Source organism: Paraburkholderia fungorum (genome assembly GCF_003610895.1).
Lineage (GTDB): Bacteria > Pseudomonadota > Gammaproteobacteria > Burkholderiales > Burkholderiaceae > Paraburkholderia > Paraburkholderia fungorum_B.
On record NZ_MCAS01000006.1, the window covers coordinates 68,663 to 85,195 of the forward strand.

The 16,533-nt window shown below is 63.7% G+C and carries 15 protein-coding genes; 12 read left to right on the forward strand and 3 right to left on the reverse strand.

Going from position 1 to position 16,533, the window contains the following annotated elements; all coding sequences use genetic code 11:
* The first annotated feature begins 114 nt into the window (after positions 1-114).
* The 6 genes from BCY88_RS07540 to ftsB all read left to right on the forward strand — a co-directional run bounded on the left by BCY88_RS07540 (position 115) and on the right by ftsB (position 8,622).
* A complete protein-coding gene (locus tag BCY88_RS07540; protein ID WP_120343649.1) occupies positions 115-2,916 on the forward strand; it encodes a DNA internalization-related competence protein ComEC/Rec2 in 2,802 nt (933 codons plus the stop codon).
* Between the two features lie 106 nt (positions 2,917-3,022).
* Positions 3,023-3,826, forward strand: coding sequence for an alpha/beta fold hydrolase (locus BCY88_RS07545; protein ID WP_120343773.1), 804 nt, complete (start codon positions 3,023-3,025; stop codon positions 3,824-3,826).
* Positions 3,827-4,080: 254 nt separating this feature from the next.
* On the forward strand, positions 4,081-5,754 hold the full coding sequence (locus BCY88_RS07550) for a CTP synthase (RefSeq protein WP_120343650.1): 1,674 nt from the start codon (positions 4,081-4,083) through the stop codon (positions 5,752-5,754).
* Positions 5,751-6,605 carry a 3-deoxy-8-phosphooctulonate synthase gene (gene kdsA, locus BCY88_RS07555; RefSeq protein WP_120343651.1) on the forward strand — a complete coding sequence of 285 codons (855 nt, stop codon included), beginning with the start codon at positions 5,751-5,753 and terminating at the stop codon, positions 6,603-6,605. Before BCY88_RS07550 ends, kdsA begins: the two co-directional genes overlap by 4 nt.
* Before the next feature lie 191 nt (positions 6,606-6,796).
* Positions 6,797-8,080, forward strand: coding sequence for a phosphopyruvate hydratase (gene eno / locus BCY88_RS07560; RefSeq protein WP_042322785.1), 1,284 nt, complete (start codon positions 6,797-6,799; stop codon positions 8,078-8,080).
* A 107-nt stretch (positions 8,081-8,187) separates the two neighbouring features.
* Positions 8,188-8,622: a cell division protein FtsB gene (gene ftsB, locus BCY88_RS07565; protein ID WP_120343652.1), complete on the forward strand. Its 435-nt coding sequence runs from the start codon at positions 8,188-8,190 to the stop codon at positions 8,620-8,622.
* A gap of 51 nt (positions 8,623-8,673) precedes the next feature.
* Here ftsB and BCY88_RS07570 read toward each other — a convergent pair whose 3' ends face one another.
* The 3 genes from BCY88_RS07570 to BCY88_RS07580 all read right to left on the reverse strand — a co-directional run bounded on the left by BCY88_RS07570 (position 8,674) and on the right by BCY88_RS07580 (position 10,758).
* The gene (locus BCY88_RS07570; protein WP_120343774.1) at positions 8,674-9,054 is read right to left on the reverse strand and encodes a hypothetical protein; all 381 of its coding nucleotides are present in this window, start codon (positions 9,052-9,054) and stop codon (positions 8,674-8,676) included.
* A 167-nt stretch (positions 9,055-9,221) separates the two neighbouring features.
* Positions 9,222-10,169, reverse strand: a complete 948-nt coding sequence (gene hslO / locus BCY88_RS07575) for an Hsp33 family molecular chaperone HslO (RefSeq protein ID WP_120343653.1) — start codon at positions 10,167-10,169, stop codon at positions 9,222-9,224.
* A 64-nt stretch (positions 10,170-10,233) separates the two neighbouring features.
* On the reverse strand, positions 10,234-10,758 hold the full coding sequence (locus BCY88_RS07580; protein ID WP_120343654.1) for a gamma carbonic anhydrase family protein: 525 nt from the start codon (positions 10,756-10,758) through the stop codon (positions 10,234-10,236).
* A 301-nt stretch (positions 10,759-11,059) separates the two neighbouring features.
* Here BCY88_RS07580 and BCY88_RS07585 point away from each other — a divergent pair, with 301 nt between their 5' ends.
* The 6 genes from BCY88_RS07585 to BCY88_RS07610 all read left to right on the forward strand — a co-directional run bounded on the left by BCY88_RS07585 (position 11,060) and on the right by BCY88_RS07610 (position 16,527).
* Entirely contained in the window at positions 11,060-11,971 is a 912-nt protein-coding gene (locus tag BCY88_RS07585; protein ID WP_120343655.1) for a ferritin-like domain-containing protein, read from the forward strand.
* A gap of 85 nt (positions 11,972-12,056) precedes the next feature.
* Positions 12,057-12,941, forward strand: coding sequence for an alpha/beta fold hydrolase (locus BCY88_RS07590; protein ID WP_120343775.1), 885 nt, complete (start codon positions 12,057-12,059; stop codon positions 12,939-12,941).
* A 103-nt stretch (positions 12,942-13,044) separates the two neighbouring features.
* Positions 13,045-13,875 carry a 3',5'-nucleoside bisphosphate phosphatase gene (locus tag BCY88_RS07595; RefSeq protein ID WP_120343656.1) on the forward strand — a complete coding sequence of 277 codons (831 nt, stop codon included), beginning with the start codon at positions 13,045-13,047 and terminating at the stop codon, positions 13,873-13,875.
* 97 nt (positions 13,876-13,972) lie between these two features.
* Positions 13,973-14,608, forward strand: a complete 636-nt coding sequence (locus tag BCY88_RS07600) for an L-threonylcarbamoyladenylate synthase (protein WP_120343657.1) — start codon at positions 13,973-13,975, stop codon at positions 14,606-14,608.
* A 47-nt stretch (positions 14,609-14,655) separates the two neighbouring features.
* A complete protein-coding gene (locus tag BCY88_RS07605) occupies positions 14,656-15,318 on the forward strand; it encodes a site-2 protease family protein (protein ID WP_120343658.1) in 663 nt (220 codons plus the stop codon).
* Positions 15,319-15,324: 6 nt separating this feature from the next.
* Positions 15,325-16,527: a tryptophan--tRNA ligase gene (locus BCY88_RS07610; protein ID WP_120343659.1), complete on the forward strand. Its 1,203-nt coding sequence runs from the start codon at positions 15,325-15,327 to the stop codon at positions 16,525-16,527.
* Positions 16,528-16,533 lie beyond the last annotated feature (6 nt).

Genomic DNA, 16,533 nt, shown 5'->3' on the forward strand with positions numbered 1-16,533 from the left:
CGCGCTGATTTGAGTGGTTCGCGCCGGGCGGAACACACCCGGCGGGCTTGCTGACGTCTGCTCGCTCGGCGTTGCGTCGTCCCGCGCTGGCTGGGCGCAGGGGGCGGAGGGCGGATGCGGGCATGGTGGTGCGGGTTTGCGTTGGGTGTGATCTGGCTGCAGCGGCAGGCGGCGTTGCCGGATTGGCGCGGCTGGTGCGCGCTGGCGTCGCTTGGGGGCGTTGCGATTTTTGTGGCGGTATGGGGATTGCGCCGGGGTCATTCGGACGAATGGGGCGGTGGTGCTTCGAGCACATGGGGTGGCGGGTCTGCGGGCCACGCGAGCAGTGGGACTTCGGGTGGATTGTGTGATGGTGCTTGCGCAATCGCAAACGCTCGTGCGGCGGTTGGAAATTCGCTGATATGTCGCATTTTGTTCAGTGCACGCACGCGTTCGAACGTCGGCTGGGCTGCGCTGTTGATTGCGGCTTTGTGCGCGGGCTTTGGCTACGCGGCGTGGCGCGCGCAAACCCGGCTCGCGGTGAGCTTGCCGAGTGCCTGGGAAGGTCGCGATATCGACGTTGCCGGCAGTATCAAAGGACTACCGTCGCGTGACGACAAAGGCGTGCGTTTCCTCTTTAAAGTCGAGTCGGCGGATGCGCCGATCGCGGCATTCCCGCGCGTGATTCAACTCTCGTGGATTGCCGCGGATGCGCCTGCGCCACCGCTCGAACCGGGCGCACGCTGGCGCCTGACCGTGCGGCTCAAACGCCCGCACGGCAACGCGAACTTCGGCGTGCGCGATGCCGAAGCCAGTTTGCTGGCGCGCAATGTACGCGCCACGGGCTACGTGAGTGTCCCGGATCGCGCGGTGCGCCTCGCGGGCAACGCGCGCGGCGCTAGCGTGACGGTCGATCGATGGCGCGATGCACTGCGTGCGCGTATCGACACGGTGCTCGCCGATGCTCGGCACCGTGGGATCGTGGTGGCGCTCGCCATCGGCGCGCAGGACGAAGTCAGCGCGGCCGACTGGTTGTTGATGCGTGGCACGGGCACCAGTCATCTGGTGGCGATTTCGGGTTTGCATATCGGTTTTGTCGCGGGCCTTGCGGCGTGGCTCGCCGGTGCCGTGTGGCGGCGCTCGGGATTCATCGGTCGCAACTGGCCGCTGCTGTTACCCGCGCAAGTCGTCGCGGTGACGGCGGGTGCATTGTTCGCGGGGCTGCATGCGGCGTTGGCCGGTTTCAACGTACCCGCCCAGCGCGCGCTATGGATGGCGGGCGTAGTGGCGCTTGCATTTATCAGCGGGCGCGACCTCGCGCGATCGGTAGTGCTCGCGTGGGCGCTGGGTGTGGTGCTGCTGATCGATCCGTGGGCGGTCGTGGCGGCGGGATTCTGGCTGTCGTTCTGCGCGGTGGCGGCGATTCTGTTCGCGATGTCGGGACGGCCCCGCGTGCAGGATCACGAGCAGCGCCGCGACGACCAGGGCGACGGCGGCGTGACGCCGACAAGGCTCATGCATCTGTGGTCCGGCGTGCGCCGCCGTGCTCGTGCTTTCCGTGAACGCTTGCGCAGCGCCGCCCAGGTGCAGTTCGCGGTAACCGTCGCGCTTGCACCGCTCACCGTCTACTGGTTCGCGCAGATTCCGTTGATCGGCCCGTTTGCGAACGCTTTCGCGATTCCATGGGTGAGTCTGCTGGTGACGCCGGCTGTATTAGCGGGCGTCGCGTTGCCCGCGCCATTCGATGCCTACGCCTTGCGCGCCGCGCATGCCTTGCTCGATCTGCTGGCCGCGGGCTTGCAGATGCTGTCCGGTCCGGCTTGGACGCTCTGGCGGCTGCCGCAACCCGACGCGTGGACGCTTGCCGCGGCGGCGGTTGGGGTCCTCTGGTGTCTGGCGCCGCGTGGCTGGCCGCTGCGCTGGGCCGCGCCGCTCACGTGGCTGCCACTGCTGATGCCGGCGCCGTCCGGGCCGCCGCACGGCAGCTTCCGCCTGACGGCGCTGGATATCGGTCAAGGCACCTCGGTGCTGGTCGAGACGGCGCATCACACGCTGCTGTTCGATACCGGACCGGGGCCGGAATCGACCCATGCGGGCGAGCGCGTTGTGGTGCCGTTTTTGCAGGCACACGGCGTCACGGCGCTCGATACGCTGGTGATCAGCCACGCCGATTCCGACCACTCGGGCGGCGCACCGGCGGTACTGGAGGCGATCGAGGTGCGTCAGATGGTGGCGGCGTTGGCGAGCGCGAATCCGTTGTGGTCGAACGCGAAGGAGCGTGGCGCGGATACGCTGCCCTGTGCCGCGGGACAGCGTTGGCAGTGGGATGGCGTCGAGTTCGCGATGCTCTGGCCAGATGCCGGGCCGCTGCAAGGCAAACCGAATGCGCATTGCTGCGTGTTGCGGGTGAGTACGATCCCTGCTCACGCGAACGCGCCGACGGTGAAGAGGAGTCCGGTCGCGGCCAATGTTCAAACAGTGGCGCCGAGCTTGGCCGCCGTGCTGGCGGCGGACATCGAAGCGCCGGTCGAACGCATTCTGCTCGCGCGCGATCCCGACGCATTGCGCGCCCAGGTGCTGGTCGTGCCGCATCATGGAAGCAAGACCTCGTCGACCGAGCCGTTCCTCGACTCTATCGACCCGCTCATCGCGCTATTTCAGGTAGGCTATCGCAACCGATTTCATCATCCGAATGCGGGTGTGTTCGAGCGTTACAAGGCGCGGCACATCGAGCTCGCGCGCAGCGATGCGGACGGTGCAGTGCGGGTCGACGTCAACCCGGACGCGAACCCGCATCTCACTCCAGGCAGCGGTCCCGAGGCCGGCGTGGGAACCAGTACAGGAGCCGGCCTGACGGTCGATCCGGGTCTGAGCGCCGCCAGCTTGACGATCGAGCGCTATCGCGACACGCAACGCCGCTACTGGATGGATCGCTGATGGATTGCCGGCCGCACACAGAGAGCAAATGCGCCGCTGGGACGAGGTCTGCACGAAGGGTCAGGCATGCGGCCCGCGCGTCAAAACAGAACGGAGACTGCCGCAGTTGAAAAACATCATCCACTTCTCGCATGCGAACGGGTTCCCGGCCTCGACCTACCGGACGATCTTCGCCGAACTCGCTGACGACTACGAACTGCGCTCCATCGAGCGCATCGGTCATGACGCGCGTTACCCGGTTACGCAGGACTGGCCACATCTTGTCGAGCAGTTGCTCGACGACGTGGGCCGGTCGTACGAGCAGCCGGTGTGGCTGGTCGGCCATTCGCTTGGCGGTTACCTGTCCTTGATGGCGGCACTGAAAAAACCCCAGTGGGTGAGGGGCGTGGTGATGCTCGATTCGCCCGTGGTCGCCGGTTGGCGCAGCAGCATGCTGCGGGTGTCGCAATGGACCGGGCTCGACGAACGCCTGTCGCCCGCGGCCGCCACCCGCACGCGCCGCACGCAATGGGCCAGCCGTGACGAGGCGTGGCGGCACTTCCATTCGAAACCGGCGTTCGCGCGTTGGGACGAGCGCATGCTGTCCGACTATATCGACTTCGGCATCCCGCAAAGCTCGCCCGACGGCGGCCGCTCGCTCGCGTTCGACCGGCGCACCGAATATCAGATCTACAAGACCTTGCCGCATACGCTAGGGCCCCGCCTCGCGCGCGGCGCGCCGGTGCCGGTGGGGTTTATCGCCGGCACGCGTTCAAAGGAAGTGCGCCAGGCGGGGCTGGACGCCACCCGCCGCGCGACCGGCGGTCATGTGGAATGGATCGAGGGCAGCCATCTGTATCCAATGGAAAAACCGCTCGAAACCGCGCGCGCGGTGCAGCGGATGTTGCGCGAACTTGAGCGGCGGAATTAAGGCCAGCGTGGGCGCCGTGTGCGAGGCGGCGCCCATGCTTACTGGCGCGGCAGCCTGTCCATAAGCGGCGTAGCGGCGGCCGCGATCGCGGCGCGGCCCACTCATGCGCTGCGCCTGCGCCGCAAAAACGGTGCATGATCGGCGAACGGCGATTGCCATCGCCGCGGCATACTTTCGTACAGATGTCGCCAGGATTTCGCTGGGTTGAGACCCTGCTTTACGGTATAATCCGTTTTTCCCGCGAGCATCCAGCGATGACCAAATATGTTTTCGTCACCGGCGGCGTAGTATCTTCCCTCGGCAAGGGTATTGCCGCCGCTTCCCTCGCCGCGATCCTCGAATCGCGCGGTCTTAAAGTCACCCTCCTCAAGCTCGATCCCTACATCAACGTCGACCCCGGCACGATGAGCCCGTTTCAACACGGCGAAGTGTTCGTAACGGAAGACGGAGCGGAGACTGACCTCGACCTTGGCCACTATGAGCGCTTCATCAGCACGAAGATGCGCAAGGCCAACAACTTCACCACGGGCCAGATTTACGAATCGGTGATCCGCAAGGAACGCCGCGGCGATTATCTCGGCAAGACGGTGCAGGTCATTCCGCACATCACCAACGAAATCCAGGCGTTCATCGAACGCGGTGCTGCTTCCGCTACGTGCGGTGAGCCGGACGTAGCCATCGTCGAAGTGGGCGGCACTGTCGGCGACATCGAATCGTTGCCGTTCCTCGAAGCCGCACGTCAGATGAGTCTGCGCATGGGCCGCAACAGCGCGTGCTTCGTGCACCTCACGCTGGTGCCCTGGGTCGCCACCGCAGGCGAGCTGAAAACCAAGCCTACCCAGCACAGCGTGCAGAAGCTGCGTGAAATCGGCATCTCGCCGCACGTGCTGCTGTGCCGTGCCGACCGCCGCATTCCGGACGACGAGCGCGCGAAGATTTCGATGTTCTCGAACGTGCCGGAAGACGCGGTGATTTCCGTGTGGGACGCCGACAGCATCTACAAGATTCCGCAGATGCTGCACGACCAGGGTCTGGACGCGATCATCTGCGAGGAGCTCAAGCTCACGCCGAAGCCGGCCGATCTGTCGATGTGGGCGAATCTCGTCGAGAAACTCGAGCATCCGAAGCACGAAGTCACGATCGGCATGGTCGGCAAATATGTCGATCTGACCGAGTCGTACAAGTCGCTGATCGAAGCGCTGCGCCATGCGTCGATGCATACGTCGACCAAGGTCAACATCGAATACATCGACTCGGAAGAGGTTGAGACGCAAGGCGTCGAAAGCCTCAAGCATCTGGATGCCGTGCTCGTGCCGGGTGGCTTCGGCCGTCGTGGCACCGAAGGCAAGATTGCCGCGATCCGCTATGCACGTGAAGCGAAGGTGCCGTATCTCGGCATCTGCCTCGGCATGCAACTGGCCGTGATCGAGTTCGCCCGTGACGTGGTAGGCCTGAAAGGCGCGAACAGCACCGAGTTCGATCAGGAAACCGAGAACCGCGTGGTCGCGCTAATCACCGAGTGGTACGACCGTGAAGGCCGTGTCGAGAAGCGTACTGAAGAATCCGATCTGGGCGGCACGATGCGCCTCGGTTCGCAACGTTGCCCGATCAAGCCCGGCACGATGGCCGAAGAGATCTATGGCAAGGATGTGAACGAACGCCATCGTCACCGTTATGAAGTCAATAACCGCTTCGTGCCCCAACTCGAAGCCGGCGGCCTTATTATCAGCGCCCGTACCCCGAGTGAAGATCTGCCGGAAATGATGGAATTGCCGCGCAGCATGCACCCGTGGTTCGTCGGCGTGCAGTTCCACCCGGAATTCACGTCCACGCCGCGCGACGGCCATCCGCTGTTCAAGTCGTTCGTCGAAGCGGCGCTCGCGCACCAGCAGCCGCGCACGGCGACGGCAGTCGAGGAGAAAGCATGAGGCTGGGCGATTTCGAAATCGGGCTCGACAAGCCGTTTTTCCTGATCGCAGGCACCTGTGTTGTCGAATCGGAGCAGATGACGATCGACACGGCAGGCCGGCTGAAAGAAATCTGCGCGAAGCTGAACATTCCGTTCATCTACAAATCGTCGTACGACAAAGCCAACCGCAGCAGCGGCAAGTCGTTCCGCGGTCTGGGCATGGACGAAGGTCTGCGCATCCTGTCGGAAGTGAAGCGCCAGCTTGGTTTGCCGGTGCTGACCGACGTGCACGCGGAGCATGAGATCGAGCAGGTCGCGTCGGTGGTCGACGTCCTGCAAACACCTGCTTTCCTGTGCCGTCAAACTGACTTCATTCATGCTTGCGCGCGTTCGGGCAAACCGGTCAACATCAAGAAGGGCCAGTTTCTCGCACCGCACGACATGAAGAACGTGATTGACAAGGCGCGTGATGCGGCGCGTGAAGCCGGTCTCTCGGAAGACCGCTTCATGGCGTGCGAGCGTGGTGTGTCGTTCGGTTATAACAACCTGGTGTCGGACATGCGATCGCTTGCGATCATGCGCGAAACCAGCGCGCCGGTCGTGTTCGACGCCACCCACTCGGTGCAGTTGCCGGGCGGGCAGGGCACGAGTTCGGGCGGTCAGCGCGAATTCGTGCCGGTGCTGGCGCGTGCCGCGGTGGCAGTGGGCGTGGCCGGCCTGTTTATGGAAACGCACCCGAATCCGGCGCAGGCCAAATCGGACGGTCCGAACGCGGTGCCGTTGCATCGCATGGCCGATCTGCTCGAGACGCTGGTGACGCTCGATCAGGCCGTGAAGCGCGCGCCGTTCCTCGAAAGCGATTTCAACTGATTCAGGCATTCACCGCGTGTCACGAGCGGTTTGCATAATCGGCACGCGGCGAATGCATGTAATGGTCGTCGAAAGCATCAGGGTGTGCGCAGTGTGCTGGGGAGACCAGTGCTCTGCATGGGGCGGGAGTAACGTGCGCCCCCCGATGCAGTTTCACAGTAAAGAATTCAACGTCATTTCTTGAGGAAACCATGAGTGCTATCGTAGATATCATCGGTCGAGAGATTCTCGATTCGCGAGGCAACCCCACCGTCGAATGCGACGTGCTGCTCGAGTCGGGCACGATGGGCCGCGCCGCGGTGCCGTCGGGTGCATCGACGGGCTCGCGTGAAGCGATCGAACTGCGTGACGGCGAAGCCGGCCGTTACGGCGGCAAGGGCGTGCTGAAGGCCGTCGAGCATATCAACACCGAAATCTCCGAAGCGATCATGGGCCTCGACGCTTCCGAGCAGGCTTTCCTCGACAAGACCCTGCTGGAACTCGACGGCACCGACAACAAGTCGCGCCTCGGCGCCAACGCGATGCTGGCCGTCTCCATGGCCGTCGCGAAGGCCGCCGCTGAAGAAGCCGGCCTGCCGCTGTACCGCTACTTCGGCGGCTCGGGCGCGATGCAACTGCCGGTGCCGATGATGAACATCGTCAACGGCGGCGCGCACGCGAACAACAGCCTGGATATCCAGGAATTCATGATCGTGCCGGTCAGCCAGCCGACCTTCCGCGAAGCACTGCGCTGCGGCGCCGAAGTGTTCCACGCGCTGAAGAAGATCCTGTCGGATCGCGGCATGAGCACGGCCGTGGGTGACGAAGGCGGCTTCGCGCCGAACTTCGGCAGCAACGACGAATGCCTGTCGACCATCCTGCAAGCCATCGAGAAAGCCGGCTACCGCGCGGGCGAAGACGTGCTGCTGGCACTCGACTGCGCAGCGAGCGAGTTCTACCACGACGGCAAGTACCAGTTGGCGGGCGAAGGCCTGCAACTGTCGTCGACGGAATTCGCTGACTATCTGGCGAACCTGGCCGACAAGTTCCCGATCGTTTCGATCGAAGACGGCATGCACGAAAGCGACTGGGCTGGCTGGAAGACGCTGACCGACAAGCTCGGCAAGAAGGTGCAACTGGTGGGCGACGACCTGTTCGTCACCAACACGCGCATCCTGAAGGAAGGCATCGAGAAGGGCATCGCCAACTCGATCCTGATCAAGATCAACCAGATCGGCACGCTGACGGAAACCTTCGCGGCTATCGAAATGGCAAAGCGCGCCGGCTACACGGCTGTGATCTCGCATCGCTCGGGTGAAACCGAAGATTCGACGATTGCGGACATCGCCGTTGGCTTGAACGCCGGTCAGATCAAGACGGGTTCGCTGTCGCGCTCGGATCGTATCTCGAAATACAACCAGTTGCTGCGCATCGAAGAAGACCTCGGCGATATCGCTAGCTACCCGGGCAAGTCGGCGTTCTACAATCTGCGCTAATGGCTTCGCTGCTAGCGCCGACCGATGAGCCGGCTATCCTTCGTTTCTGATTGACCCCGCCGCCCTGCGTATAGCGCAGGGCGGCGTGTATTTATTGTGCTTACTTCATGCGGCTTGTCACTGCTGTCCTGATCGTTCTGCTGGCGCTGATTCAGTACCCGCTCTGGTGGGGGCACGGCGGCTGGTTACGCGTGCATGAGTTGCAGCAGCAACTGGCGCAGCAACTACAAAAGAACGCTGATTCGAAGCTGCGCAATGAACGCATTCAAGGCGAAGTGCAGGATCTGCAGAACGGCACGGCCGCGGTGGAAGAGCGCGCGCGTTACGAAATGGGTATGGTGAAAGACGGCGAGGTGTTTGTGCAGTTCGTCTCGCCAAACGCGCCGTTGCCGAATACGAATACACCGTCGGTTACCACGTCTACGCGTGGTGAGGTGTCGGCGGCACCGCTGCATGTGGTGCCGAATCCGGAGTCGCGCGCGAAGCCCGATCGCAAGCATGCCGGTAAGGCGGCGGTCAAAGACAAGAAGGCCGCGCACTAGGCGTCATCAGGCCGGTTCGGCGCGCCTCCTGCCTGGGAGATCCGCTTCGGCTCACCAGCCCCAATACGGTGAGTAGCCCACGCCGACACCCGTTCCCCAGCCGTGCCCCCAACCGCCGCCGTAATAACTGCCGTACACGTTGACGGGCGGCGAATAATAACGCGCATAGGCCTGGGCCGCGTTCTCGGCGGCAATCGCCTGATTCTGCTCGGCCATCACCTGACGGTCGATCGCGTCGTAGCGTTCACGTTCTTCGGGCGTAAGCGGCTGGGCGGTGCTGGCCATGCCCGACTGATCGGCCGGTAGCCGGCTATAAATCGGCGATGGGCCCGGCGGGTCCATCACGCACCCCGTAAGCACGGCGCTGCCGGCGATCACAGCCAGCACGGCGAACGAGCGCGTGCAATGCTTTAGCGAAGTATTGAAGTTCATTTTGATCTCCATCGGTCGGATGCCTAAGCAAACCACGCGTAGCGCGCACCGCCCACGATCCAACGCAACACTCGACGATAACGCGCCACCTGTGCCCCGAAAAAGCACCTGGCGGCGCGTCATTTTGCTACCGTAATCCAGACGTAACGGGCTGCCCTCGGGCTGCTTCAGTGCCGTTGGTCGGCAGCCGGCGTCACGCCTTGTGAGAGCGCATCGGCGACAAAAAGTTGCGCCACGTCGACCGGGTCGAATTCGTATCGCTGGTTGCAGAATTCGCAATGGATCTCGACATGGCCGCGCTCTTCGATCACACCGTCCACTTCCTCGCGACCCAGCATTTTCAGCATGGCGCCGACCTTTTCACGCGAACAGCTGCACTCGAAGCGCGCCGTGGCCGGTTCGAAATGCTGCACGTTTTCCTGCCAGAACAGACGGCGGAAAATTGTGGCCGGCTCTTCCTTGAGCAACTCGTCTTGCGACATCGTGCCGCCGAGCGTACAGACGCGCTCCCACGTGTCCGCATCCAGATCGCCCGGATGCGGGACGATGCCGCCGTCGCCCGGCAGCTTTTGCAACAGCATGCCGACTGCACGTTCGGTGTTTGCTGCCAGCCACAAGCGCGTGTCGAGCTGCTCGGAGTGATGCATGTAGTGTTCGAGCACTTCGGCCATCGACTTGAGCGGGCCGTCCACACCCGAGAGCGGGACGATACTTTGATACGGCTGCTGGCCCGGTTTTTTCTCGCGCGGGTCGAGCGTGATCACGCAACGGCCGTGGCCGCTCGCGTTGACCAGTTCGATCATGGAGGTCGCGTCGTCGATCGTATTCGCTTCGCCGGAGAGCTTGGCGGTGGCGCGCATCGACAGGTCGGAGCTGCACTGCACCACCAGCATTTTGGCCGGGCCGTCGCCGAAAATCTGCATGACGAGCGTGCCGTCGAACTTGAGGTTCGCCGAAAGCAGCGCGCACGCGGCCATCATCTCGCCCAGAATCGTCCGCACGGGCGCCGGGTAGTCCCGGCGCGTCAGCACTTCCTGCCACGTGTTGCGCAGCGAAACGATCTCGCCGCGCACCGGCGCCGCGCTGAACATGAATTTTTGCAACTGGTCGCTCACAACTTTTCCTCGGTCGAATGACGCAGCTTGATGCCGCGCCCTGCGCGCCGCGCGCTCCGGCTGATTAGCCGATGCGCACGAGCTGCGCCTTGAAATATTCGCGGCGCTCGGCATAGCTTGCCGTGCCGCGCTGCATATTGGCGATATCCGTCTCGGTCAGTTCGCGCACCACTTTGGCAGGCGCGCCGAGAATCAGCGAATTGTCGGGAAACACTTTGCCTTCAGTGACGATGGCGCCCGCTCCGACCAGACAGTTGCGGCCGATTACCGCACCATTCAAGACCACCGCCTGAATTCCGATCAGCGAGCCTTCCTTGATCGTGCAGCCGTGCAGCATGACCTGGTGGCCGATCGTCACGTTCGGCTCGATCGTCAACGGGAAGCCCGGATCGGTATGCAGCACTGCGTTTTCCTGCACGTTGCTGCCTGCGCCGAGGGTGATGGGCTCATTGTCGCCGCGGATCGTTGCGCCGAACCAGACGCTCGAATTTTCCTCGAGCGTCACCTTGCCGATAATGTTCGCGGAGTCCGCGACGAACACGCTTTCATGGATTGTCGGTGCTGCTTCGCCAAGCTTGTAAATTGTCACGGTGTCTCCTCTTGATCGGTCGCTATGTGGTGCAGGGGTTAGGGCGGCAATGGGCTGCCGGGCCGCAAAACAGAGGGCCAAAACGCCCGAAAGTGCCTGAAAACGCCCCAATGGACCGGGTTGTCCTGCCTGCCCCGCGCGGCAGCCACGCGAGATGGTCGAATCGAGTATTGTAAACGGTTGTGTGGTTGGGCCGCTTGACGGTGCCGGGAGGGTGCTGCGAGCCGTCAGGCGCCGAGCCCTGGCGCATGCCGCGCCTTTCCGTCTTGCCTCTTGCCGTACCCTTTGCCGACCTCGTGCCATGAACTCCGTTGTGCCGTCCATTTCGCCCGCTCCGCCTGTATCGAGTCTTGAGAACGCTTCGGATCGTGCGAATTGCGCGCGCACCGCTGCGCTGGCGATATTGAGCGAGGTCGACCCGGCAACCAAGGCGGACGCGGCCCGTGCGTTATACGCCGCGGTGCTCGACGCGAGCCTCGCCTGTTCGCCAAACGTCGAACTCGTCGAGCCGGCCGACTTGCCCGGCCGCCCCGCGCGCCCCGAACTGGTGGACCCGCGCAAGCTGAAGCGCCGCAGCATGCAGTCGCCGGAAGGCCGGGCCGTCCTGCTGCATGCGCTTGCGCATATCGAATTCAACGCCATCAATCTCGCGCTCGACGCCGTCTGGCGTTTTGCCGGCATGCCCGCCGCGTTCTACACCGACTGGCTCAAGGTTGCCGCCGAAGAGGCGCATCATTTCTCGCTGCTGGTCGCGCGGCTGGCGGAATTCGGCCATGCCTACGGCGATTTCCCCGCCCACGACGGCCTCTGGGATATGTGCGAGCGCACCCGTGCCGACGTGCTGGCGCGCATGGCGCTGGTGCCGCGCACCCTCGAAGCGCGCGGCCTCGACGCCTCGCCGCCCATCCGCGCCCGTCTGCAGCAGGCGGGCGACCACGCGTCCGCAGCGATTCTCGACGTGATCCTGCGCGACGAAATCGGCCATGTGCTGATCGGCAACCGCTGGTTCCGCCATCTGTGCGACGAGCATGGCTTCGATCCGCATGCCGCCTACACGCGTCTTGCCGACCAGTATCACGCACCGAAATTACGTGGTCCGTTCAATTTCGAAGCGCGCCGCGATGCCGGTTTCGATGAAATCGAACTGGCCGCGCTGGTCGCCCGGGCCGGCCTCGACACCGAACAATCCGCCGCGCCGGTAGCGCGCGACTGAAGCTTTTTTCCACAACCCGACCCCACGCATCGTCCGGCTATCTCGTTATAATCGAACGACCATTCTTTTTTTGGGCGCGCCGTTCATGAATACATCCAGGTCTGAGTTCGTCGCCGTGCGCGGCATCCGTCTGCACGTGCGGCGCTGGGGGAACCCCGACGCGCCGATGCTGTTCATGCTGCACGGCTGGATGGACGTGGCGGCGTCGTTCCAGTTCGTCGTCGACGCCCTGGGCGGCGACTGGCAGGTGATCGCCCCCGATATGCGCGGCTTCGGCCTGTCGGACTGGCCGGTTGCCGAGCGCGGCGGCGGCAACTACTGGTTCCAGGACTACCTCGCCGATCTCGACGCGCTGCTCGATCACTATGCCCCGACCGGCGAAGTCAATCTGGTCGGCCACAGCCTGGGCGCGAACGTCGTCTGCCTGTATGCGGGCGTGCGGCCGGAGCGAGTGCGGCGCGTAGTTGATCTGGAAGGTTTCGGCCTTGCGCCGTCGCATTCGGCGCAGGCGCCTAAGCGCCTGTCCAACTGGCTCGACGAGTTGCGCGACCCGCCGCAGCTGAAGCGCTACGCGTCACTGGACGAGGTCGCGGGGCGCCTGATCAAGACCAACCCGCGCCTTGCTTTGCCGCGCGCGCAGTTCCTCGCGCAGCATTGGTCGAAGCCGGACGGGGAAGGGCGCTTCATGCTGCTCGCCGATCCGGCGCACAAGCTGCGCGGGCCGACGCTGTACCGCCTCGACGAAGTGATGGCCGTGTGGCGCAAGGTCAGCGCCAAAGTGCTGCATGTCGAGGCCGCTAACTCGCCCACGCTCGCGCAGATCGCCGGCGAGATTCCGCTCGACGAATTCAAGGCGCGTTTCCAGGCTTTTCCGAACTGGCGCGAGAAGATCATCGACGAAGCGGGGCACATGGTGCATCACGACCAGCCGGAGCAGGTGGCCGCATTGATCGAAGGCTTCTGCGCCTGAACCTTGCAAAAGGATTGCGGTGCGAGGTCGACTATCGTGAGATAGCGCTGCGGCCATTTACTGCGTTGCAGTAAAATGCTTGCAGAACCTTCTCAAGACAAAGATGAACGCCGACCTCCACTGTCACTCCACCGTTTCCGATGGCCAGTTCGCCCCGGCCGATGTCGCGCGCCGCGCGCACGCGGGCGGGGTGACGCTGTGGGCGTTGACCGATCACGACGAACTGGGCGGCCAGCACGAGGCGCGTAGCACGGCTGAGGCGCTCGGCATGGCTTACGTGAGTGGCGTCGAGATCTCGGTGACATGGGCGTCGCGCACCGTGCACATTGTCGGGCTCGGCATCGACCCAACCAGTTCGATCCTGATCGACGGTCTCGCGCGCACCCGCAACGGGCGCGCGGCGCGCGCCGAAGCAATGGGCGAACAATTGGCCGCGCTCGGCATCCCCGACGCCTATCAGGGCGCACTCAAATACGTGTCGAACCCGGACATGATTTCGCGCACGCACTTCGCGCGCTTCATGGTCGAAAGCGGCTACGCCAGCTCGACCCAGGACGTATTCAACCGCTATCTCGGCGACGGCAAGCCCGGCTACGTGTCGCATCGCTGGGCGAAACTGGCGGACGCGGTCGGCTGGATTCAGGCCGCCGGCGGCGAGGCGATCGTCGCGCATCCGGGGCGTTATGCGTATTCCCAGGTCGAGTTCGACGCGTTTTTCGCTGAATTCATCGACCTCGGCGGCAAGGCGATCGAAGTGGTGACCGGCAGCCACACGCCGAATCAGTACCGCGAATATGCGGACGTCGCGCGCCGCTACGGTTTCGAAGCTTCGCGCGGTTCCGATTTCCATGCACCCGGCGAGGGCCGCATCGATCTCGGCACGCTGCCGCAACTGCCTTCCGATCTCAAGCCCGTCTGGGAACGCTGGTTGTGATCGCGCGCCGTGCCACGGCGGCACGCCATGCGCGAAGGCCCTTGTCCGAAGGGCGTGCGTTCACCCGACTTTCCATCCGTAGTTACCGTTAGCCAAAATGTCTCAATACTTTCGGCTTCATCCGGAAAACCCACAGCCGCGCCTCGTCAAGCAGGCCGTGCAGATCATCAACGATGGCGGCGTCGTCGCGTTGCCGACAGATTCCAGCTACGCGCTCGCCTGTCATCTCGACGACAAGGACGCGGTCGAACGCCTGCGGCGGATTCGCGGGCTCGACGAGAAGGCGCTGCTCTCGCTACTGGTGCGCGATCTGTCGGAGCTGGCGAACTTCGCGATGGTCGACAACCGGCAGTATCGTCTGATCAAATCGGTTACGCCCGGCCCGTACGTGTTTGTCTTGCAGGCGACCAAGGAGGTGCCGCGGCGCCTGTCGCATCCGTCGCGCAAGACCATCGGTCTGCGGGTGCCGGAACACGCCATCACGCTGGCGATCCTTGAAGAGCTCGGCCAGCCGCTGCTCGGCTCCACGCTGATCATGCCGGGAGAGACCGAACCGCTGAACGACCCGGAAGAAATCCGCGAGCGGCTCGAGAAACAGCTGGACCTGGTGATCGACGGCGGCCCATGCGTGTGCGAGCCGTCCACCGTGATTGATCTGAGCGGCGCCGAGCCGGTGCTGGTGCGGGCAGGGCGCGGTTCTCTCGCGCCGTTCGGTCTCGAAGAGACGGCATGAGCGAAAGCGGACAGACGCACGCAGTCGCGTTGTTACAATAGCGAGTTATGGATTCTTCCCTGATACAGACCATTGCGGTTTACGCGTTGCCGGTGATTTTCGCGATCACGCTGCATGAGGCCGCGCATGGCTACGTCGCGCGCTGGCTCGGCGACAATACCGCGTACGTGCTCGGTCGCGTCTCCCTCAATCCGATGCGGCACATCGATCCGCTCGGCACGATCGCGATTCCCTTGCTGCTGTACTTCGCTACCAGCGGCGCGTTCATGTTCGGTTACGCGAAGCCTGTGCCGGTTGCCTTCGGCAATCTGCGCAATCCGCGTTGGGGTAGTCTGTGGGTTGCGGCCGCCGGGCCGGCCTGCAATTTTGTACAGGCGCTGGTGTGGGGCCTGGTCGGTGTCGCGCTCGCGGTGCTGGGTGTCGAGGAGCCTTTCTTCACGCGCATGGCGGCAGCCGGCGTCGGCGTGAACCTCGTGCTCGGCGTGCTCAACCTGTTTCCGCTGCCGCCGCTCGACGGTGGCCGGGTGCTGATGGCGCTATTGCCGCCGCGGCAGTCGATCGCGCTGTCGCGCCTCGAGCCGTACGGCTTTTTCATCGTGATGGCGCTGGTCATGACGGGCACGCTCACGCGTTATTGGCTTAGTCCGCTCGTTACGCTCGGCTACGGCGCGATCACCGCAATTCTGACTCCACTTGTTTCGCTTTTCTAAATAACCATGTTCCCAGACCGTATCTTCTCCGGCATGCGGCCCACCGGGTCGCTGCACCTCGGCCACTATCACGGCGTGCTGAAAAACTGGGTGCGGCTGCAGTCCGAGTACCCGTGTTTCTTTTGTGTGGTCGACTGGCACGCGCTGACGACCCACTACGAAACGCCCGAAGTGATCGAAAAGAACGTGTGGGACGTGCTGATCGACTGGCTCGCCTCGGGTATCGATCCGGCGCAGGCTACGCTGTTCATCCAGAGCAAGGTGCCCGAGCATGCGGAACTGGCGCTGCTGCTCGGCATGAGCACGCCGCTTGGCTGGCTTGAACGCGTGCCGACCTACAAGGAGCAGCAGGAGAAGCTGAAGGACAAGGACTTGTCCACCTACGGTTTCCTCGGTTATCCGGTGCTGATGGCGGCGGACATTCTGCTGTACCGCGGCTCGCTCGTGCCGGTCGGCGAAGACCAGGTGCCGCACGTCGAAATGACGCGCGAAATTGCGCGCCGCTTCAACTATCTGTACGGTCGCGAGCCAGGCTTCGAAGAGAAGGCCAATGAAGCGGCGAAGAAGCTGGGCGGCAAGCGCGCCAAGCTTTATCACGAGTTGCGCAACGCCTACCAGCAGGAAGGCGACGACGAAGCACTCGAACAGGCGCGGGCGATGTTGCAGGAGTCGCAAAGCCTCTCGATGAGCGATCGCGAGCGACTGTTCGGCTATCTCGAAGGCTCGCGCAAGATCATTCTGGTCGAACCGCAGGCCATGCTGACCGAAGCGTCGCGCATGCCGGGGCTGGACGGCCAGAAGATGTCGAAGTCGTACGGCAACACGATCGGCCTGCGCGAAGACGCGGAAACCATTACGAAGAAGGTCCGCACCATGCCGACCGATCCGGCCCGTGTGCGCCGTACCGATCCGGGCGATCCGGACAAGTGCCCGGTGTGGCAACTGCACCAGGTCTACACGGACGAAGCCACGCACGAGTGGGTGGAGAAGGGCTGCCGAACAGCGGGAATCGGCTGCCTCGAGTGCAAACAACCGGTGATCGAGGGCATTCTGCGCGAACAGCAGCCGATGCTGGAGCGCGCGCAAAAGTACATGGACGATCCGTCGCTGTTGCGCGCGATCGTCGCCGACGGTTGCGACAAGGCCCGCAAGTACGCGTCGGAAACCATGCGTGATGTGCGCGAGGCGATGGGCCTCTCGTATAACTGAACACGC